At 41.1% G+C, this 20,734-nt stretch carries 18 protein-coding genes and 1 pseudogene; 16 read left to right on the forward strand and 3 right to left on the reverse strand.

The window, feature by feature from the left end; translation table 11 throughout:
• Window positions 1-137 precede the first annotated feature (137 nt).
• A complete protein-coding gene (locus MUN53_RS11470) occupies window positions 138-617 on the reverse strand; it encodes a phosphatidylglycerophosphatase A family protein (RefSeq protein ID WP_243325536.1) in 480 nt (159 codons plus the stop codon).
• A gap of 211 nt (window positions 618-828) precedes the next feature.
• Here MUN53_RS11470 and pdxA point away from each other — a divergent pair, with 211 nt between their 5' ends.
• From pdxA to MUN53_RS11525, 11 genes are all read left to right on the forward strand, one after another.
• Entirely contained in the window at window positions 829-1,932 is a 1,104-nt protein-coding gene (pdxA, locus tag MUN53_RS11475) for a 4-hydroxythreonine-4-phosphate dehydrogenase PdxA (protein ID WP_243325537.1), read from the forward strand.
• Window positions 1,933-2,177: 245 nt separating this feature from the next.
• A complete protein-coding gene (locus MUN53_RS11480) occupies window positions 2,178-2,645 on the forward strand; it encodes an adenylyltransferase/cytidyltransferase family protein (protein ID WP_022455595.1) in 468 nt (155 codons plus the stop codon).
• Between the two features lie 8 nt (window positions 2,646-2,653).
• A complete protein-coding gene (locus MUN53_RS11485; protein WP_243325538.1) occupies window positions 2,654-3,382 on the forward strand; it encodes an SDR family NAD(P)-dependent oxidoreductase in 729 nt (242 codons plus the stop codon).
• Between the two features lie 6 nt (window positions 3,383-3,388).
• Window positions 3,389-4,279, forward strand: coding sequence for a CDP-alcohol phosphatidyltransferase family protein (locus MUN53_RS11490; protein ID WP_022455593.1), 891 nt, complete (start codon window positions 3,389-3,391; stop codon window positions 4,277-4,279).
• A 6-nt stretch (window positions 4,280-4,285) separates the two neighbouring features.
• The gene (locus tag MUN53_RS11495) at window positions 4,286-5,119 is read left to right on the forward strand and encodes a lysophospholipid acyltransferase family protein (protein WP_022455592.1); all 834 of its coding nucleotides are present in this window, start codon (window positions 4,286-4,288) and stop codon (window positions 5,117-5,119) included.
• A 96-nt stretch (window positions 5,120-5,215) separates the two neighbouring features.
• On the forward strand, window positions 5,216-6,397 hold the full coding sequence (locus MUN53_RS11500) for a sigma-54 interaction domain-containing protein (RefSeq protein WP_243325539.1): 1,182 nt from the start codon (window positions 5,216-5,218) through the stop codon (window positions 6,395-6,397).
• 3 nt (window positions 6,398-6,400) lie between these two features.
• Complete coding sequence (locus tag MUN53_RS11505) at window positions 6,401-6,913, forward strand: LptE family protein (RefSeq protein ID WP_022455590.1); 513 nt, start codon at window positions 6,401-6,403, stop codon at window positions 6,911-6,913.
• Between the two features lie 11 nt (window positions 6,914-6,924).
• Window positions 6,925-7,683, forward strand: coding sequence for a hypothetical protein (locus MUN53_RS11510; RefSeq protein WP_243325540.1), 759 nt, complete (start codon window positions 6,925-6,927; stop codon window positions 7,681-7,683).
• Between the two features lie 9 nt (window positions 7,684-7,692).
• The gene (gene secG, locus MUN53_RS11515; RefSeq protein ID WP_022455588.1) at window positions 7,693-8,067 is read left to right on the forward strand and encodes a preprotein translocase subunit SecG; all 375 of its coding nucleotides are present in this window, start codon (window positions 7,693-7,695) and stop codon (window positions 8,065-8,067) included.
• A gap of 95 nt (window positions 8,068-8,162) precedes the next feature.
• A complete protein-coding gene (locus MUN53_RS11520; protein ID WP_243325541.1) occupies window positions 8,163-8,462 on the forward strand; it encodes a DUF4491 family protein in 300 nt (99 codons plus the stop codon).
• A 211-nt stretch (window positions 8,463-8,673) separates the two neighbouring features.
• On the forward strand, window positions 8,674-9,894 hold the full coding sequence (locus tag MUN53_RS11525; RefSeq protein ID WP_243325542.1) for a PDZ domain-containing protein: 1,221 nt from the start codon (window positions 8,674-8,676) through the stop codon (window positions 9,892-9,894).
• A gap of 77 nt (window positions 9,895-9,971) precedes the next feature.
• Here MUN53_RS11525 and MUN53_RS11530 read toward each other — a convergent pair whose 3' ends face one another.
• Both MUN53_RS11530 and MUN53_RS11535 read right to left on the reverse strand, forming a co-directional pair.
• Window positions 9,972-12,179, reverse strand: a complete 2,208-nt coding sequence (locus MUN53_RS11530) for a BspA family leucine-rich repeat surface protein (RefSeq protein ID WP_243325543.1) — start codon at window positions 12,177-12,179, stop codon at window positions 9,972-9,974.
• 2 nt (window positions 12,180-12,181) lie between these two features.
• Complete coding sequence (locus MUN53_RS11535; protein WP_243325544.1) at window positions 12,182-14,710, reverse strand: BspA family leucine-rich repeat surface protein; 2,529 nt, start codon at window positions 14,708-14,710, stop codon at window positions 12,182-12,184.
• Window positions 14,711-15,234: 524 nt separating this feature from the next.
• Between MUN53_RS11535 and MUN53_RS11540 the strand changes: the two genes are divergently transcribed.
• From MUN53_RS11540 to MUN53_RS11560, 5 genes and pseudogenes are all read left to right on the forward strand, one after another.
• Window positions 15,235-16,518, forward strand: a complete 1,284-nt coding sequence (locus MUN53_RS11540) for a site-specific integrase (RefSeq protein ID WP_004292952.1) — start codon at window positions 15,235-15,237, stop codon at window positions 16,516-16,518.
• Between the two features lie 67 nt (window positions 16,519-16,585).
• Window positions 16,586-17,884: pseudogene (locus tag MUN53_RS11545) on the forward strand (PDDEXK nuclease domain-containing protein).
• 5 nt (window positions 17,885-17,889) lie between these two features.
• A complete protein-coding gene (locus MUN53_RS11550) occupies window positions 17,890-18,927 on the forward strand; it encodes a hypothetical protein (protein ID WP_004292950.1) in 1,038 nt (345 codons plus the stop codon).
• Between the two features lie 223 nt (window positions 18,928-19,150).
• On the forward strand, window positions 19,151-19,459 hold the full coding sequence (locus tag MUN53_RS11555) for a DUF3853 family protein (protein WP_004292949.1): 309 nt from the start codon (window positions 19,151-19,153) through the stop codon (window positions 19,457-19,459).
• A gap of 14 nt (window positions 19,460-19,473) precedes the next feature.
• Window positions 19,474-20,550, forward strand: coding sequence for an AAA family ATPase (locus MUN53_RS11560; protein WP_004292948.1), 1,077 nt, complete (start codon window positions 19,474-19,476; stop codon window positions 20,548-20,550).
• Window positions 20,551-20,734: the final 184 nt, after the last annotated feature.

Below are 20,734 nucleotides of genomic sequence, written 5' to 3' on the forward strand. Positions count from 1 at the left end.
TTGCAACACTAAGATAAGTGAAAATTCTGACATGGCAAAATCCTGGGCAACTTTTTGTTGCTCAGGAACTTATAAATAAAGTTAAATTATAGTGTTGCGGAATTAAGGATGTATTGGTCTTATATGGATAGTTATTCTTAAGTGCAGATGAATCGATATGCATATAAGATGATCAGACTGTATATTCCGGATAAAATATCGTCGGCCATGATTCCGTAGCCGGAAGGAAACTTTTCCATTTGCCTTATGCCTAAAGGTTTGAGTATATCGAAAAAGCGGAAGAGGAGAAAGGCTGCTAACATATATCCCCATTGTAAGTGACTGGTCACAGCCAGTAACGCAATCCATGTTCCCACCATTTCGTCAATAACCACCTTCGAAGGATCTTTTCCCCAGTATTTTTCGGCAACGCTAGCCGACCATGTTCCTAAAACAGTAAAGATGATGACAAGCGAGAGTGTACATAGGAAAACAAGATGACTGGCATTTAAAAGTGTTGCATAAGCCCACCAGATCAGCATGGCTAGCAAAGCTCCGGCTGTACCGGGTGCTATCGGACTATATCCAGAACCAAAACCGCTGGCTATTAATTGATGTATAAGGGGTATTCTTGGCATATTCATGTGTTTAATACGTCGCTATTCCGAATAAATATGCAAACGTACTGCATTTATTCGAAGAATCATTTGATTGCTTCCGTTAAATTAGGCTAAATAAAAAGGAGGAATCAACCATATTCTGATAGGATTTTTGGTGGTTTGTATATGAAATTCGCCAATTTTTGTAACTTTGTCAGACAGATTTTTATTAATAGAAGTTTTTTATAGCATGGAAGATAAAATGATACGGGTGGGTATCACCCATGGCGATATAAACGGAATCGGATATGAAGTGATTCTGAAGACATTCTCTGATCAGCGGATGACAGAGTTGTGTGTACCTATTATTTATGGATCTTCTAAGGTTGCGGCTTATCACAGAAAGGCATTGGATCTGCCGGCTGTCAATATAAATGTAGTTTCACGGGCCGAAGAAGCCGGACTAAACCGGGTTAATATCATTAATTGTGTAGAAGATGATATTAAGGTAGAACTGACTCAGTCAACACCGGTTGCGGGTAGGGCAGCGTATAAAGCCCTGGAGGCGGCTGTAGCGGATCTGAAAAGTGGAGCGATAGATGTATTGGTTACAGCTCCTATCAATAAACATAATATTCAGAATGCCCAATTCCATTTTCCGGGTCATACGGAATATCTGGAACAAACCTTGGGAGATGGCCAGAAAGCATTGATGATTCTGATGACGGATACTTTGCGTGTGGCTTTGGTAACCGGGCATATTCCGGTTTCGCAAGTTCCTTCTCAGATTACGGTTGAGAATATTGTAACAAAGCTGCAAGTATTCAATCAGTCGCTGAAACAAGACTTTACGATTATCAAACCACGAATAGCCGTTTTGGCTCTCAATCCTCATGCCGGAGATAATGGTGTAATAGGAAACGAAGAGGCAGAAATTATTAAACCGGCGATGGAAGAAGCCGAGCGTCTGGGTGTCATGTCTTTTGGACTATTCCCGGCAGATGGCTTTTTCGGATCAAAGATGTATGAAGATTTTGATGGAGTGTTAGCGATGTATCATGATCAGGGATTGGCTCCGTTCAAGGCATTGGCGATGGAAGAAGGTGTGAATTACACAGCCGGTTTGCCTTTTGTCCGGACTTCTCCGGCACATGGTACGGCTTATAATATAGCAGGTCAGAATCTGGCTTCCGAATCATCATTTCGCCAGGCTGTTTATACGGCATTGGATGTATACCGGAGTCGTCAGTCATATCGGGAAGCAACGGCGCATCCTTTGCGTAAACAGTATTTTGACAAAGGCAGCGATAATGTCAAGTTGGATTTGACAAAAGATGAAGAGCCTGAATTATAAACAGTAAGAAGAATCGTCGGTTTCTTCCGATTGATAAGGATACACAACATAACAGATGTTTGCATGAAAATGATAAATGGCTGTTATGTTGTGTTTTTGTTTTATGTAGAAGATAATTGCTGTTTACTGTTCAATTTGTTTGATAAACTGTTCTATTGCTTGGTTGGAAATTCTTTTTCAAAGGATTTTTTTTCAGATAGCGAAAGATTATGTAAGTTTGCGGCTTAAAAACAAGTTTATAAACCATGTTTAAGGATAAAACAATTGTATATACTTCTGGAACATTTGATATGTTTCACTATAATCATCTTCGAATGATCAATTATGCACGTAGTTTGGCAGATATTCTGATTGTCGGAGTAAGTACGGATGAATTGGTTGAATCGTATAAACCGAAACCAATTATTCCGTTTCATGAGCGTTTGCAGATTATCGAAGCATTGAAAACACCGGATATCGTAATTCCCCAGCATACATTAGACCATACGGAAATAGTAAAGAAATTGAATATTGATGCTTTTGTGGTAGGTGATGATTGGTATGGTAAGTATGATTACCTGAAGGATTTGGGAGTTCAAGTCTTTTATTTCCCGTATGGAACAGGTGTCTCTTCATCAAATTTAAAGAAGACAATCCATGATTCGTATGAGGCTAATTTGCGTTCGCAGCGTCAGGCAAAACCGCAATCGGTAAAAGGCTTTTCTGAAAAATAAGGCAGGTTATGAGTAAATATGTATTTATAACCGGTGGAACCAAAGGAATTGGTAAGGCGGTAGCTGAATGTTTGGCAAAATCGGGTTATCATTTGATTTTAACCTATTCGGCAGATCAGAAGACAGCCGTAAATACTCAGCAGGAACTTCAGGTGAAGTACGGAATTTCTGTTTCTGTTATTCAGGCCGACAATTCGAATCTTCAGGCGATTGATACAATTGCCTCTTATCTGGCGGAAAAGGATTTGTATTTGGATGCCCTTGTGATGAATGCCGGAACAACCTGTCGGGATTCATTTGAACAAATGCAGTATGAAGACTGGGAACGAGTGTTTTGTACCAATGTGCATTTCCCTGTATTTTTGTTGCAACGGATTATTACCCGGATCAAGAAGGGAGGAAGTGTCGTATTCACCGGTTCTCTGATGGGAATTGAGCCTCATTCCGTCTCATTGGCTTATGGGGTGACGAAAAGTGCCGTTCATAGCTTAGTAAAGAACTTGGTCAAGTTTTTGGTTCCTTACGAAGTTCGGGTAAACGGGGTTGCTCCAGGGTTTGTAGATACGGAATGGCAGAAGAACAAGCCTGCCGAGATTCGCCGGAATATAGAACGGAAAGTCGCTTTAGGACGGTTCTGTGATCCAATGGAAGTTGCCGAGGTCTATAAAATGTTGATAGAGAATAGTTATTTTAATGGAGAGGTGGTCGTCGTAGATGGCGGTTATTCTTATAAATAAAAGAACATGGGAGAATTGAATAAAGAATATGAGGCTTCGTTGAAGTCTATTGAAACAGAAAACTTTGTCGATCGTATATTTTATCGTCCTATAGGTTTTCAAATAGCAAGGGCCTTACGTAATACCGGCGTGACACCGAACATGATTACCGTTATATCGATTTTTGTAGGTGCGGCAACCGGTTTTTTATTTTATCATAGCGATTTAAAATATACCGTGTATGGTATTTTATGTTTGGTCTGTGCCAATATTTTAGATTGTGTAGACGGACAGTTGGCTCGTTTGACTGGTATTAAATCAAAAATAGGGCGAATATTGGATGGCTTTGCCGGTGATATTTGGTTTGCCTGTATTTATATTGGTCTGGCTTTGCGGTTGGCGAATGAAACCGGAACGTATGCTTTCTTTATTCTGGCTGTGTTGTCAGGAATGTCACATTTACTACAAGCCAATATAACGGATTATTATAAGACGTTGCATCTTTATTTCATCAGTAAAGACAAAGGGGCAGAGTTTCAGTCGTTAGAGCAAGTTGTTGCCCAGCATAAAGAGATGAAATATGGAATTACGAAGTTCTTCTATTTTCTGTATCGGTGGTACACGTTGATACAAGTAAAGGCAACGCCAACCTTACAGTTAATGTTGAAGAATCTACACGCTAAATATGGTGATGATTTCCCGCAGGATGTTCGGTTGGATTTTCGTCGGCAAAGTAAACAATTGATGAAAATGATCGACTTGATGACATTCAACGGGCGTACGCTTATTATGTTTATTATTGTCTTGTCTGGCCATGTATGGGCTTATTATCTATATGAAATCATTGTTTTGAATATCGTGTTGATGATAAGTATGCGTCGCCATGAAAAGATGTGTCAATCTTTCTTGAATAGGTGATTCGTTATGAAGGAAACTGTTATAGACAGTAATGATTTGAAAGAACTTTCACCTTTCTTTAAAACTCGATTGGGTGTATGGATTGGAAAATTACTCATCAAGTGCTTAAAGATAGATAAAGTCAATCAAGCTCATAAGAATAGTTGTCATTTGCGAGGTGCAGATTTCACATCGGCCTTGTTGAAAGATCCATTAATTGACTTGAAATACCGGATTCACGGTGCTGAGCGGTTGGAACATTTGCCTGAAGGATCGTTTGTGACGGTATCGAACCATCCGATAGGTTCATTAGATGGAATTATGCTGATTGATATGTTTGCGGCCCGCCGCCCTGATTTTAAGGTGATGGTGAATGGTATTTTGTCGAAGATTGGAGCGATGAATGATAATTTTATAACCGTTCATCCGGATACTAAACGAGACGGGAAAGGAAACCGGAACAATATGAATGGTGTCCGACTATGTCTTCAGCATATTAAAGAAGGACATCCGATGGGATTTTTCCCGGCGGGAGCCATGTCTTTTTATAATAGTCAATATCATGCTGTACGAGATCTTCCTTGGACACGCAGCGTGATTCGCTTGATTCAGAAAGCCAATGTTCCTGTTTATCCTGTATATTTTGATTTTCTGAATTCCAAGTATTTCTATTTTTTAGGTTGGCTGAATTGGAAGTTGCGTACGATTCGGATAGTTCCAGAAGTATTCAATAAGCGAGGACGAACTGTTGATGTTTATATCGGAGCTCCCGTTTCTGTTGAAAAAATCCAATCGTTTACTTCTGATGAGGCATTGGGACAGTATCTGTACGACTTGACTTATTCTTGTAAGAATAGTTGAGGTCCATTCTGTTCTTTGGCATATTTTATCAGTTGTGAAGACGGTAATTTGATAGAATATTTATACTTTTGATACATTAATCAGTATCATTGAAAAATGAAAATAGATCTTCAGCAAATAAAACAGCGTTTTGGTATTATCGGTAATAGTGTTGGATTGAATCGGGCTATCGATGTCGCTTTGCAAGTAGCCCCTACAGATTTATCCGTATTGATTACTGGTGAGAGTGGTGTTGGTAAGGAGGTTTTTCCTCAAATCATCCATCAGAACAGTGCCCGTAAGCATGGATCGTACATCGCTGTCAACTGTGGAGCCATACCGGAAGGTACTATTGATTCGGAATTATTTGGTCATGAGAAAGGTTCTTTCACGGGAGCCTTGGCTGATCGTAAAGGATATTTTGAAGTAGCCGACGGGGGAACCATCTTTTTGGATGAGGCAGGAGAATTGCCTTTGCCTACTCAGGCCCGCTTATTACGTGTGTTGGAAACTGGAGAATTTATAAAAGTCGGTTCGTCGAAAGTACAAAAGACAAACGTTCGTATTGTGGCTGCTACCAATGTTAACTTGGTTCAAGCTGTGGCCGACGGTAAGTTTCGTGAGGATTTATACTATCGTTTAAATACAGTCCCTATTCAAATTCCGCCATTGCGGGAACGGTCGGAAGACATTATCTTATTATTCCGTAAGTTTGCAGCCGACTGTGCCGAGAAATACCGGATGCCTGCTGTCCGGTTGGATGATGATGCCCGTCAGTTATTGCTTTCTTATCGTTGGCCTGGTAACATCCGTGAGTTGAAGAACGTAACGGAACGAATTTCGGTCATCGAAGAGAAACGGGAAATAAGTGCAGACATTTTACGGCTATATTTACCGAATGTGAATGTAGTCAAGTATCCAGTTCTGGTAAAACAAGAAAACGAACAGCGTTCATTCAATAATGAACGGGAAATCTTGTACCAGATTCTGTTTGATATGCGGAAAGATGTCAATGATCTGAAAAAGCTGGTTCATGATATTATTGGTGGAACAGTGCCTGTTTCTGTTGATAAGAGTGAAACATATCCTTCTACTATTCATCCTGTGACAACAATTCAACCTCCTGTGCAGGAAGCCGAGACGGTAGAAGAAGAATCAATGTCGCTCGAAGATGTTGAGAAAGATATGATTCGGAGAGCATTGGAACGACATAATGGAAAGCGGAAGAATGCGGCTGCTGACTTGAAGATCTCGGAACGAACATTATACAGAAAAATTAAAGAATATAATTTGGAATAATCTATGAAGAAATCAGGAATCATTTATCTGTTTCTTGTCTTGTCTGTTATTATGGCAGGATGTACGATATCTTATAAATTTAATGGTGCTTCGATAGATTATACGAAGGTGAAGACTATTTCCATCAAGGATTTCCCTAATCAAGCACCTTTGGTTTATCCGCCCTTGTCTCAACAGTTCACAGAAGGTGTAAAAGATATTTATGTACGTCAGACCCGTTTGTCGTTGGTTCGGGATAATGGTGATTTGCAATTGGAAGGAGAGATCACGGGCTATGATCTGACTCCAATGGCTGTAAAGGAAGATGCTTATTCTTCAAAGACTAAGTTAACCATCACGGTGAAGGTCCGATATACGAATCGTACCAATGCTGATGAAGACTTTGAGCAATCATTCTCGGCCTATCGTGAGTTTGACAGTAATGTTATGTTACAAGATGTTCAAGACCAGTTGTGTTCGGAAATAATCGAGGAACTGGCTGACCAGATCTATAATTCGACAGTTGCCAACTGGTAATGGAGTGAGGCATGAATGCGGTTGAATTACATGAATATATGCAGAATCCGGATTTGCTGACGGAAGATACGTTGGCTGATATCCGGCAGACCATGAACTCATATCCGGCCTTTCCGGCCTTAAAGATGCTTTATTTGCAGAATTTATGGAAAGTGAATAGTCCGGATTTCAAACGGGAACTGGAACAGTTGGCAATAGGTATTGCCGACCGAAAGCGACTGTATGTTCTGTTGAAAGGTTCGCCATTCATGCGTGAAGAATCGGCCGTTGATGCAGCGGCTAAAAAGGATTCTTTTGCTTTGATTGATGCCTTTTTATCAGATACTTCGACTGGGAAAGATACCGTGGATGAAGATAAGCCTCTTTTGTTGGAATCTTCAGCTTCGTCTGATTATTTTCACTGGAAGGATGTAGCGCAGACCGATTCGACTTCTCGGTCGGAAACAGAGCCGGAAGACGTGAAGTTAAAACACCAGGATTTAATCGATTCGTTCCTGGAAAAGGACCATTCACAGAAACCGGTATGGAAGGAAAAAGAGATAGACGATAATCCGGTTCAGGAAGACGAGGAGGAAGAAGATGTTTCACTTAAGCAATTGGATGACTCTTATTTTACGGAGACTTTGGCCCGAATTTACGTAAAACAGAAAAGATATGATAAAGCTTTGCAAATTATTAAAAACTTAAGTTTGAAATATCCAGAAAAAAATATTTACTTTGCAGACCAAATTAGATTTCTTGAGAAATTGATTATTAACACTAAAAAATAAATTAAAAAAATGTACGTATTTATTTCGATCTTGATTCTGATCGCTTCAATCTTGTTGATTTTGATTGTTTTGATTCAGAATTCTAAAGGCGGTGGTTTGGCTTCAGGATTTTCTTCTTCTAATCAAATCATGGGCGTTCGTAAAACAACCGATTTCTTGGAAAAGGCAACTTGGACTTTGGCAGGAACAGTGGTTGTATTGAGTATCGTTATTACAGCATTCATTCCTCGTGGTGAACAAAATGCCAATCAGTCTGAAATCAAACAGCAAGTTAATGATGCAGTAACGATTGATCCGAATGCCGTTTCTCCAGATTTTGGTACAGCACAACAAGCTGAAACTCCGGCAGAAGAAGCTCCGGCTCAAGAAGCAGAACAAAAATAATAAAAGCTGTCTGAGAAAATATATAGAAGGCTGTTCGGCTGCAAAGCTGTACAGCCTTTATTTGTTTGATAACCGAATAAGATAAGAATAAAGAGATGAACTGGAATGGATTATTAATCGGAGTGGTTACTTTTTTGGTCATTGGTTTATTTCATCCACTTGTGGTAAAAGCCGAATACTATTGGGGAACAAAGAGCTGGTGGCTTTTTTTAGTAGGAGGAATCTTGGCCGCTATTGCTTCTTTGTTTATAGAAAATATATTGGGCTCTACGATTTGCGGAGTATTTGCCTTCTCTTCATTTTGGTCTATTAAAGAAGTCTTTGAGCAAGAAGAACGGGTTTTGAAAGGTTGGTTCCCTAAAAATCCGAACAGAACGTATCCGGACCGGAAATAAATATTCCTGTCTAAGCTTTTCATAGTCCCAATCTTGCAAATGATTCCAACGAGTTTCAAAAACAGTTCTCGTTATTTCCGTTTTCGATTCTAGCGAGTTTTGTTTTCCGAAGAAACAGGTATTAGCTGGGAGCTTTGCCGGCATTGATCATCTCCATTTATAACGGACTAAGTGAAGGTAGGTTCTACAAATTACAATTTGATAGATTTATATGAAACTCAAAAAGATTGTTTGTACTTTGTTTAAAGTACTACTTGCCTTGTTGGTTATAGCATTTGCTTATTTTGTATACGCTGTTATTTGGATTTATCGGTTTAATGCCGATCAGAAAAGAGCAGTAGAAAATATTGATTCCGATTTTTATCAAACTTCGCAGTTGATTCGTGATCCGAATGGCTATTTCGGGATCGTTGCCACAATCAATAATCTATGTGCGGATACATTGCTGATAGATACGCAAGCCTCGACTTCTTTGGCCAAGCAGGAACTATTAGACAAGTATGAAGCCGAATATTGGAAAAGGAAACCCATACCGACTTTTAACTTTTACAAGCAGGCCTATTTCTCAAAACTATATAGGGTAAATGAAATAGGTATCGGTGATTGTACGCTGAAAGATGTAGTTTTTACTTCCGTTCCGAAAGATAACGGGATGTATAATGCTTTATACCGAACGGTATTAGGACGTACCATAATCGAAAATATGGGTTGGAAGTTCGATTTGGATAAGAATGAAATGACTTTATTCTCTCTTGAGAATAAGAATTTATTGAAACGGGAAGCGGATGGCTTCACGTTAGTAAAGAATGGCATAAATGATTTATCGCTTTATGGCGAACAAACCGATAGTTTGCAGTTAATATTTGACTTAGGGTCTAATTATGATATGTTAATCGATCAAACTGTTTATGAGAAATTACGGAAACATCAGACGCCAAGACGGTATGCCATCTTTCGTAGAGAAGGATTAACGGATACGGTTGAAGAGTTCCATGGTATTACAATGTATTGCAACGGGATCGCTATTCCGGATTGTACATTAGATTATATACCTTCAATTAATAAAAATGTTGCAGGAAATATCTTTGCTGGGAAAATGAACTTCATACTTGCCGGTGAAGATTTATATATTAAACAACGAGTTGATACAATTCCAACTAATCAAGCCAAACTTTCTGTTCTCGGTTTAAGCTTTAATCTCCGCGGCAATGCTGTTTGTGTTACAGCATTGGAAATTAACGGATTGGCAGAAACAGTTGGATTAAAGTTAGGCGATAAGGTCATTGCTGTCGATAATGGGTCGATTTCTGTAGATGCGATGTCAGTATCGAGCGGTAAATTAGAAAGATATATTCAACAAGCGGATAGTCTTACTTTGGAAATAGAACGTAATGGGGAAAGGAAAAATTACATGATCGTACATAATGGGTGATTAAAACATATCAAATACTTTCAGAAAGAGTAAAAAGGATAATTCTTTTACTCTTTCTGCTTTGAGGTAGATTGTTCCTAATATTCCTTAAGACCATATTTAGCACTGTAAAGCTGCAGTGCATCTTTAACTGCCTTCTCTCCGAATATTTTTATCATATCTTCCAAATCGTATTTCATCGCTTCTTCGTTAAGAGGAGTGAGACACATGACGCGCGACTCCATGTCAAAGTAGTCAGGCAGTCTGAGGAACATACCTTTTGTAGATTGACCACACAGTCGCCATGCCGTTATCGGTTGCCGGAATGAGGTTGCTTCGCAGAACATATAGGCCATATCTTTGACATTTGAGATGTCCCATTTGTCGAGCGGCTGATTAAAACTTTTCGCCTCGTTGAACATACAGAACATATTCTGTACGTTCGAGACATTCCAATCGTTCAGTGGTTGGTTGAAGCTTGACGCTTCGCTAAACATCTCACGCATATCCTCTACATTTGAAACATCCCAATCGTTCAACGGCTGATTAAAACTCGTTGCTTCGCAGAACATCTCGCGCATGTTTTGCACGTTCGAGACGTTCCAATCGTTCAGAGGCTGGTTAAATGCCGATGCCCGTACGAACATCTCTCTCATATTTGTAACGGCTGATACATTCCACGCACCGACAGATTGGTTGAAGCTCTTTGCCATATCGAACATGTGGCACATATCAATAACGCTTGAGACATCCCACGAGTTAAGATTCTGATTGAAGGAGAAGGCACGGTAGAACATGTACTTCATACTGCGGACTTTTGAGACATTCCAACCATCGAGTGGCTGGTTGAAGTGCTCTGCACAGGAGAACATATTGCTCATGTCTGTTACGCTGATCACGTTCCATTTCCGTAAAGGCTGGTTAAAGCGTTCGGCTTCGTTGAACATGAAACTCATATCCGTAACAGATGAAACGTTCCACGCTTCAAGCGGCTTGTTAAATCTGTGCGCTCCTTCAAACATGTGTGACATATCACGCACGTTGGAGACATCCCATCCACTTATGTCATGGTTGAAGTAGATTGCTCCGGCAAACATGTGCCTCATCGTTACGACATTTGACGTATCCCACGTCTCAATACCGGCAAAGTTACTTCGTTTAGACTTTCTAAAAAGGCCTTCCATGTCAGTTATCAGAGAAGTGTCAATATTGGCGAGTGGCATTTTTGCGCCCAAGTCCAAAAGCTCTATAAGCTCACGTTTTGAACGAGGCTTATGCTTTTCCTCTCCCACGCCGGCACTGGCGGAGACTTGCAGCTCCGGATACGCCGTTTCAAGCTCATGCTTATATTCCGCTGTATGCTCGCTGCCGTAACGTGAAAGTTCCGTGCATACTTCCGCAGGTGAGAGTTTGTCCAGCTTTTCTTTCAGCCTTGCGCGGCAGTTCTTCCTAGTTGTAAGATGGAAACAGAGTGTCAACGTCTTCACGTCGGTGAAGAGCGGAGTATAAAGGAACATGTTGTTTACATCACAAAACCGTGGTATCAGCCACATATCTAGCGGCTGGTTGAAACTTCGTGCGTTTTTAAACATACGTTCCGCATCTTCGACGCGGCTTACGTTCCAGCGGTCGAGCGGCTGATTGAAGCTTTTCGCACCGTCGAACATGCGTAACATATACCGCACGTTCGAAACGTCCCAATCGTTCAGAGGCTGGTTAAAGCGTACTGCTCCCTCAAACATACCTTCCATTCTAAAGACTTTTGATGTATCCCACGAGCCGATATTCTGATTGAACTTGGTGCAACCGGCGAATGTCCACGCCATTTCACGGACTTCCGACGTGTCCCATTTGTCGAGCGGCTGGTTAAAACTCTCGGCTTCGCAGAACATACACGAAATTTTCTGGACCTTTGAGACGTTCCAATCATTAAGCGGCTGATTAAATTTGACGCAGCTGCCAAACATCGACTCCATATTCGTTACGGACGAAACGTCCCAATCCTCTAACGGCTGATTAAAATCACTGCAGCCACAAAATATGCATTCCATGTTCGTTACGGATGAAACATCCCAATTTCCTATAGGATGGTTAAAATGCTTTACCCTGTGAAACAAGCGTTCCATTGTAGTGACGTTCGACGTGTTCCACGTTTCAAGCCCGTCGAAGTTTGTACGTTTTGAATCGCAAAACAGCCAACTCATATCAGTTATCAGAGAAGTGTCGATGTCTCCGAGACAAATGCTATCATCTTTTACCAATTCCCTTAGTTCCTTACTACTGCAAGGTTTGTATTTTTTTATCATAATTACTCTCCATTATTTTGTAAATACTCCTTAAGACCGTATTTCGCGCCGTGAATCCGAAGCGCGTCCTGAACTTCCTTCTCTCCTAATATTTCTATCATCTCTTGAAGTTCGTATTCCCGGTTGTTCCCGTCAAGCGTGGCAAGGCACATGACACGTGACTCCATATCGCGATAGTCAGGCAAATCGAGGAAAATACCTCTCGTAGACTGGCTACTCAGCTTCCATGCTGTTATCGGTTGCCGGAAAGAGGTCGCTCCATAGAACATACAAGTCATATCTTTGACTTTCGATACGTTCCAGCGGTCGAGAGGCTGGTTGAAACTCGACGCATCGTCGAACATCTGTACCATATTCTCGACGTTTGAGACATTCCAATTATTCAGCGGCTGGTTGAAACTCGACGCTTTACAAAACATCTTACTCATGTTCCGCACGTTTGATACGTTCCAATCGTTCAATGGCTGATTAAATTTTTCCGCCCCTTCGAACATCTGCGTCATATTCTCAACGTTTGAAACATTCCATTTGCTAATTGGTTGATTAAAACTCAATGCGTTGAAAAACATCTTGCTCATGTCTTGGACGTTCGATACATCCCAATCGTTCAGTGACTGATTAAATTTTTCCGCTCCATTAAACATCTGTGTCATATTTGTAGCGGCTGAAACATTCCACGTACCGACAGGCTTGTTGAAACTAGATGCACCGTAAAACATGAGAGACATCTCCCGAACATTTGAAACGTTCCAATTATTCAGTGACTGATTAAAGCTCGACGCATTGTAAAACATTTCGAGCATGTTCTGCACGTTCGAGACGTCCCAATCGTTCAGCGGTTTGTTAAATTTCTCTGCTCCGCCAAACATACGACACATATTCTGTACATTAGAAACATTCCAATTATTCAAAGGCTGATTGAATTTTTCCGCGTAATAAAACATCTCAAACATGTTCTGTACGTTCGATACATTCCAATCATTCAATGGCTTGTTGAATTTGGATGCCCAAGCAAACATACGAGACATATTTTGCACGTTAGAGACATTCCAATTGTTTAGTGGCTGATTAAATTTTCTCGTCCAGGCGAACATCTCGTACATGTTCTGTACATTTGAGACATTCCAATCGTTCAGCGGTTGATTAAATCTTCTTGCCCCGTCGAACATGTGAGACATATCCCGTACGTTTGAGACATCCCATTTACTTATGTCGTGGTCGAAGTATTCTGCACCGGCAAACATTTTCTTCATCGTTACGACGTTTGAAGTATCCCATGTCTCAATGCCGGTAAAGTCTCGGCTCTTGGAGTTTTGAAAGAGACCTTCCATGTCGGTTATGCACGACGTATCAATCTTATCAAGCGGCATTTGAAGCCCCATACTCAAGAGCTCTATAAGCTCAGCTTTTGAGCGAGGCTTGTACTTTCCCGTTTCTGCAACGGCGCGGACGGGACCTTTCAGTTCCGGATGGGCTGTTTCAAGCTCGCGCTTATATTTCGCCGTGTGCTTATCGCTGTAACTTGAGAGCTCAGCGTACACTTGTGCAGCGTCGAATCTTCCGAGAACTTCTTTCAGATATTCTCTGTATCTCATTTTGTTGGTATGAGCGAAGTTAAGCGTCAAAATCTTGACGTCGGAGAAGCACGTGGCGTTCAGGAACATGTCGTTAACATCGCAATCTCTCGATATTTGCCACATATCGAGAGGCAGGTTGAAACTCGTCGCGTTCTTGAACATCATTTCGGCGGTTTCGACACGGCTTACATCCCATTTATCTAGTGGCTGGTTAAAGCTTGATGCCCCTTGGAACATACGCCTCATAAATTTTACCTTGCCTGTCTTCCACGAGTTAAGCGGCTGGTTGAAGTTTTTCGCACGGTCGAACATGCCATCCATATATGTGACCTTCGACGTATCCCACGAGTCGATGTTTTGGTCGAACTCGTAACATTCGGAGAAGGTGTACGCCATTTCTTGAATTCCCGACGTATCCCATTTGTCGAGCGGCTGGTTAAAGCTTTTCGCACCGCCAAACATACAAGTGATGGTATAAACCTTTGAGACATTCCAGTTGTTAAGTGGCTGATTGAAACTCTTTGCGAAATACAGCATCGCTCTCATGTTACATACGTTTGAGACGTCCCATCGCTCGATCGGCTGGTTGAAACTGTACGCCCAGGCGAACATGGACTCCATGCAACGAACGTTTGAAACGTTCCATTTATCAAGCGGCTGATTGAAGGCAGGGGCTTCGCAAAACATGAATGTCATATCTTCCACCTTCGCAACATCCCAGTCGCCTATGGGATGGTTGAAATATTTCGCTCTGTAAAACATGCCCTTCATCGTGGTTACGTTTGAAGTATCCCACGTTTCAAGGCCGTTGAAGTTTTTACGTTTTGAGTCTTTAAACAGCTCTGTCATATCCGTAATCAGGGAAGTGTCAATATCACCGAGATGAACGCTCTTGTCGTTCACTAACTCCTTCAACTCCTGCAGAGACTTGGGTTTGTATATTTTAGCCATCATTAATTCCCTTATTTTGTAAATACCAAATAAAAAGTACACATTCTACTAACTGAAAAGTGCACCAACAAAAGATATCTAAAGAAATAAAAGAAAGAGGAATTAATCAACTGGATAAATTAAATTTGATCTTCTTTAACTCTAAAGGAATGTTTGGTAATATTGAAAAGGAATATTATCATATAATTTACGAATAAATCATTATCGTTTTCGTCCGGTAGTGAATAGATAACTAGTAACGAAACTTAGGCTTTTTCGGTACTTTTAAAGTCTTGGAAGGTGGAATTTGTGGTAATAAAAAAAGCTACAAATCATTGATTTGTAGCTTTATATTCATTTACTTACATATTCTCTTGCGGAGAGAGAGGCTCTCGAACCTATGCTTTCAAGAAATATCATAAAATTGCAAATCACTGATAATCATATACTATCTAAAGCGCAGAGTAAATCTAAATCTTTCTGAATATCTTTTGCTATTCCAAATATTGGGTGTATATTTGGGTGTAGAATTTCAAACGCACCCAATTATGAATATCAAACGTAACATCATTTTTGCATTGGAAAGCCGGAAAAAGAACGGTGTGCCAATCGTAGAGAACGTACCCATCCGTATGCGTGTCATATACGCAAGCCAACGCATCGAGTTTACAACAGGCTACCGGATTGACGTAGCCAAATGGGATGCCGACAAACAACGGGTAAAGAACGGATGCACCAACAAACTAAAACAAAGCGCATCCGAAATCAATGCGGACTTGCTGAAATATTATGCCGAGATTCAAAACGTGTTCAAGGAGTTTGAGGTACAGGAAACCATACCGACCACCCAACAGCTAAAGGATGCGTTCAACCTGCGGATGAAAGACACCAGCGAAGAGCAGCAGGAAGAAACACAAATAAGTTTTTGGGAAGTATTCGATGAGTTTGTAAAGGAGTGTGGCAATCAGAATAACTGGACGGCATCCACCTACGAGAAATTCTCAGCAGTGAAAAACCACCTCAAAGAGTTCAAGGAAGATGTAACCTTTGAATACTTCAACGAGTTCGGCTTGAACGAGTATGTAAATTTCCTGCGTGACAAAAAGGATATGAGGAACAGCACCATCGGCAAACAGATGGGATTCCTCAAATGGTTTCTGCGCTGGAGCTTCAAGAAAGGGCATCATCAGAATATTGCATACGACACTTTCAAGCCCAAATTGAAAACCACCTCTAAAAAGGTGATATTCCTGACTTGGGACGAATTGAACAGGCTGAAAGATTATCGGATACCGAAAGACAAACAATATCTGGAACGTGTCAGGGATGTTTTTCTGTTCTGTTGCTTCACAAGCCTGCGATATTCAGATGTTCGTAATCTGAAAAGAAGCGATGTGAAACCCGACCACATCGAAGTTACCACAGTCAAAACGGCAGACAGCCTGATAATTGAACTGAACGACCACAGTAAAACCATACTCGAAAAATACAAGGAAGTCCATTTTGAAAACCACATGGCACTGCCTGTTATCAGCAATCAGAAGATGAATGATTATCTGAAAGAACTGGGGGAACTGGCTGAAATCAACGAGCCTGTACGGGAAACATATTATAAAGGAAATGAACGTATAGATGAAGTCACCCCGAAATACGCATTATTAACCACCCATGCAGGAAGAAGAACATTCATCTGTAATGCGCTGGCTCTCGGTATTCCGGCACAAGTCGTGATGAAATGGACGGGGCACAGTGACTATAAAGCCATGAAACCCTATATTGACATAGCGGATGATATTAAGGCAAATGCCATGAACAAGTTTAACCAACTATAAAAGTATCAATCAGTTTCATAGATTATCAGCTATTTGAATTATATTTGCGACAACAATAAACATTAGAATGGAAAATAACAGAGAATATCATATAGGAAGAACGGACTTTGACGCATTTGTTCATGCCGTCGGTTCGGAAATAGAACAGGCGCAAGTCCGGCTGATTGCCGCAGCCAATGCGTAAATGCTGTTCCATTACTGGAAAATGGGCAACTATATCCTGTATCATCAGAACTTGCAAGGCTGGGGAAGCAAAATCATCAAGCAACTGGCAAAGGCTATCCGGTTCAATTACCCCGAAAAGAAAGGTTATTCGGAGCGTAACCTTACTTATATGTGCCAATTTGCACGGTCATATCCGTTGAACGTGCTACGAAGTTTCATTGATACAGACACAAGGCTGTCTGTTCCAAGCATACAGAATGTTACAGATGAAGTATTGAAACTGAACAACGGACAATTTACGCAGGAACTTACTGCGCAAATACAATCCGCTGATTGTCAATCTTTAGAAATTACGCAGGAAGTTCCTGCGCAAATTCAGGATGTGGAGAAAACAGTTTCTGCCATTTACAGGATGGAGATTAGGGAAATAGAAAAAGTTTTCCTGAAATCCCCTGTTGCCAAAATAAACTGGGCAAGCCAAATGGTCATACTTAACGGTTCGTTACCGTTAGGCATAGGATATTGGTATATGAAACAGGCTGTAGAAATGGGCTGGAGTAGCAATGTGCTGAAAATGCAAATTGAAAACAACCTATATAACAGACAAATCAACAACAACAAGGTAAACAATTTCACAGCCACACTTCCAGCACCACAAAGCGACCTTGCCAATTACCTATTGAAAGACCCGTACATCTTCGATTTGGCTGGAGCGAAAGAAAAGGCAGACGAAAGGGACATAGAAGAGCAGCTGGTAAAGCACGTTACCCGTTATTTGTTGGAAATGGGCAATGGTTTTGCCTTTGTCGCCCGGCAGAAGCATTTTCAAATAGGTAACAGTGATTTCTTTGCCGACTTGATTCTATATTCTATTCCGCTACACGCATACATTGTTGTAGAACTGAAAGCTACTCCATTCAAACCGGAGTATGCAGGGCAACTGAATTTCTACATCAATGTGGTGGATGACAAACTGAGGGGAAAAAATGACAACAAGACTATCGGGCTGTTGCTGTGCAAAGGAAAAGATGAGGTGGTAGCACAATACGCATTGACAGGCTACGACCAACCGATAGGCATCAGCGATTATCAACTGAGCAAGGCTATACCCGAAAACTTGAAATCAGCTTTGCCAAGTGTGGAAGAGGTGGAAGAAGAACTGGCATCTTTCCTTGACAAGGACAATAATCCCCAAAATTGAAGTCTATGGCAGGAGAAATAAACAAACTGATTCCCCAATATGGAGAACTCAATAGAATATATAATGATTGGGTAACCAATTATGCTTTTTCTTTTGACAAGCAGAAATTCATCACCGACTTTTACAGGCAGCACAATGATACAAAGGCTTTTGAAGCCGCTATCCTTGAACTGGTACTTGACAAGCAGAAAGAACAATACACATTGATTCTCAATAGTCTGAAAATCGAAATAGAAAAAAATATACGGGCTTATGAAACAAAACCGCTGAATGATGACGTCATAAAGCGTGTGTGTTTTCACTACGCAGACAGGCATAATTCTGCAATTAAAGACCAGTTGGAGATTACCACCAAGTTGCACGAGCCTTTGAATGACGCATACCACAGATATGATTTCATTGGTTTTCGGGAGCATACGGACGAAGAAGAAATACAGGCAGAAAAGGAATATGAACGCTGCAAGGCTGAATACGACAAGGAAAAGAAAGAATTGGATAAACTTTATGAACTGCAAAAGCAAGACAGGAAAGAGGCTTTTCAATATATAGAAAACCTTTCCGGCAATGTTTACCGCCTAAGTCTTCTTTTTATGGAAGTCCTAAAAAAGTACCTTCCTAATGATAGGGAAGAAAAACAGCAGGATGAACCAGTCAAGCAAAACGAACAAGAAGAAGTACAGAATAGCCCGGAGGGACAACATGAATATTTTGACATGAAGCAGCTTTCGCCCATTCATGAAACCTGTGTCGGGGAACAGTTCGAAGCCATTACCATAGCGGATTTCTATGCCAATATAAACCTGTACCCCTGCAAGAATAAACTAAAAATCAAGGCAAGGGAAAAGATACGGGTGTGTTACCTGATATTCCTGATGAGCGAGAAACTATCCAAGCAATACAGGGATGAATGGAGAAGCCAAATATTAAAATTGTTGGATATTGACGAGAGCTATTACAGGTCGAAATACAAAGAACCTGTTTCCGATTTTCCGAGTGACAGCAACCAGAAATTCGCAAAGGAAATGGAAAGCATATTCGGATAATTCGTGATATAACCTGACATTCTACGAAATTACCACTTTTACCACTCAAATTAATTTTTGAGTGGTATTTTTATTGTCTGATATTTAATGAGATAGCGCAGTATCCCATTTGTATTATCCACATCCTTACCACTTACAGCCATACCTAATTTTGCATCGTTCGAGAACAGAAATAACAGCCAGTGCGCAGGGCTGATTGTTTAACGACTAAATAGATTGGACGATGACAAATCTTCAAGAGTTATTATTAAAACCCGTCTGGCAGATGACAGGCGAAGAGTTCATATTTCTAAGCAAGTACGCTTCCAACCAAACGGAAGCGCAGCCACAGCCCGTTACGGACACAGAAAGAAAGTATGTGTACGGAATACTTGGCATTGCCAAATTGTTCGGGTGCAGTCTGCCTACCGCCAACCGTATAAAGAAAAGCGGAAAGATAGACAAAGCCATTACGCAAATAGGGCGCAAGATTATCGTGGATGCGGAACTTGCCCTTGAACTGGCTGGAAAGAAAACCGGAGGACGAAAATAACGGGAGGTGTACTTATGGATTATATGAAAGATATAAAAGAAATATCGGCGGAAGAAGCCGTAATCCTTTGGCAAGCCTCACGCCTGAGCCTGTCGAAAATCTATGAGAAAGCACCTGAGATTCTAAAAGTGCAAGGTTCGGTCATTGGTACACTGGGTAATTTCAGTGCATCAATCGGCAAAGCCAAAAGCAAAAAGACTTTCAATGTGTCGGCTATCGTGGCGGCAGCATTGAAGAATGGTACAGTGCTAAGATATGTGGCGGAACTACCCGAAGAGAAACGGAAAATCCTGTATGTGGACACGGAACAAAGTCCTTATCATTGTCTGAAAGTCATGAAACGTATTTTACGGATGGCTGGGCTTCCAGATGACAGGGACAATGAGCATCTGGAATTTCTTGCTTTGAGGAAATACACGCCCGAACAGCGTATCAGGATTGTAGAGCAGGCTATTTACAATACGCCTGACATAGGGCTTGTAATCATAGACGGCATCCGTGACATGGTATATGACATCAACAGCCCCGGTGAATCGACACGCATCATATCAAAGCTGATGCAGTGGACGGACGACAGGCAGATACATATCCACACGATACTCCACCAAAACAAGGGCGATGAGAACGCAAGGGGGCATATCGGTACGGAACTGAACAACAAGGCTGAAACTGTCCTTCTTGTGGAAAAGGACAAGAGCAATGGAGATATAAGCAATGTTTCAGCCATGCACATACGGGCAATGGACTTCGAGCCTTTTTCATTTCGCATCAATGACAATGCCATACCTGAACTGTTGGAGGGTTACAAGCCCGAAACCAAGAAACCGGGAAGACCGGAAGAGGAAAAGTTCGACCCTTACAGGCATATCACCGAACAGCAGCACCGCATCGCATTGGAAGCAGTTTTCGGGCTGAAAGAGGAATATGGCTACAAGGAACTGGAGGACACCTTAATTAAGACTTATGTGTCTGTGGGGGTAAAGTTGAACCACAAAAAGGCGGTATCGCTCATCACCATGCTTCGGAACAAACGAATGATAGTGCAGGAGAACGGCAGAAAGTACACGTTCATGCCCGACTTCCACTATTAGCCCACACCTTGCAATCGCTTCACTTTATTCCGGGGGTCTATATATTAGGGATAAAGCGAAGTGGTTGCGAAATGTGGCAAAACCGCTTCACTTTATTACCGTACTCTATATATACGAAAATAAAGTGAAGTGATTATACAGACCGTACTTCATAAAGAGGTACGGGCGAAAAGAGAAAATAAAC

Origin of the sequence: Parabacteroides faecalis, assembly GCF_022809355.1 — a bacterium.
GTDB lineage: Bacteria > Bacteroidota > Bacteroidia > Bacteroidales > Tannerellaceae > Parabacteroides > Parabacteroides faecalis.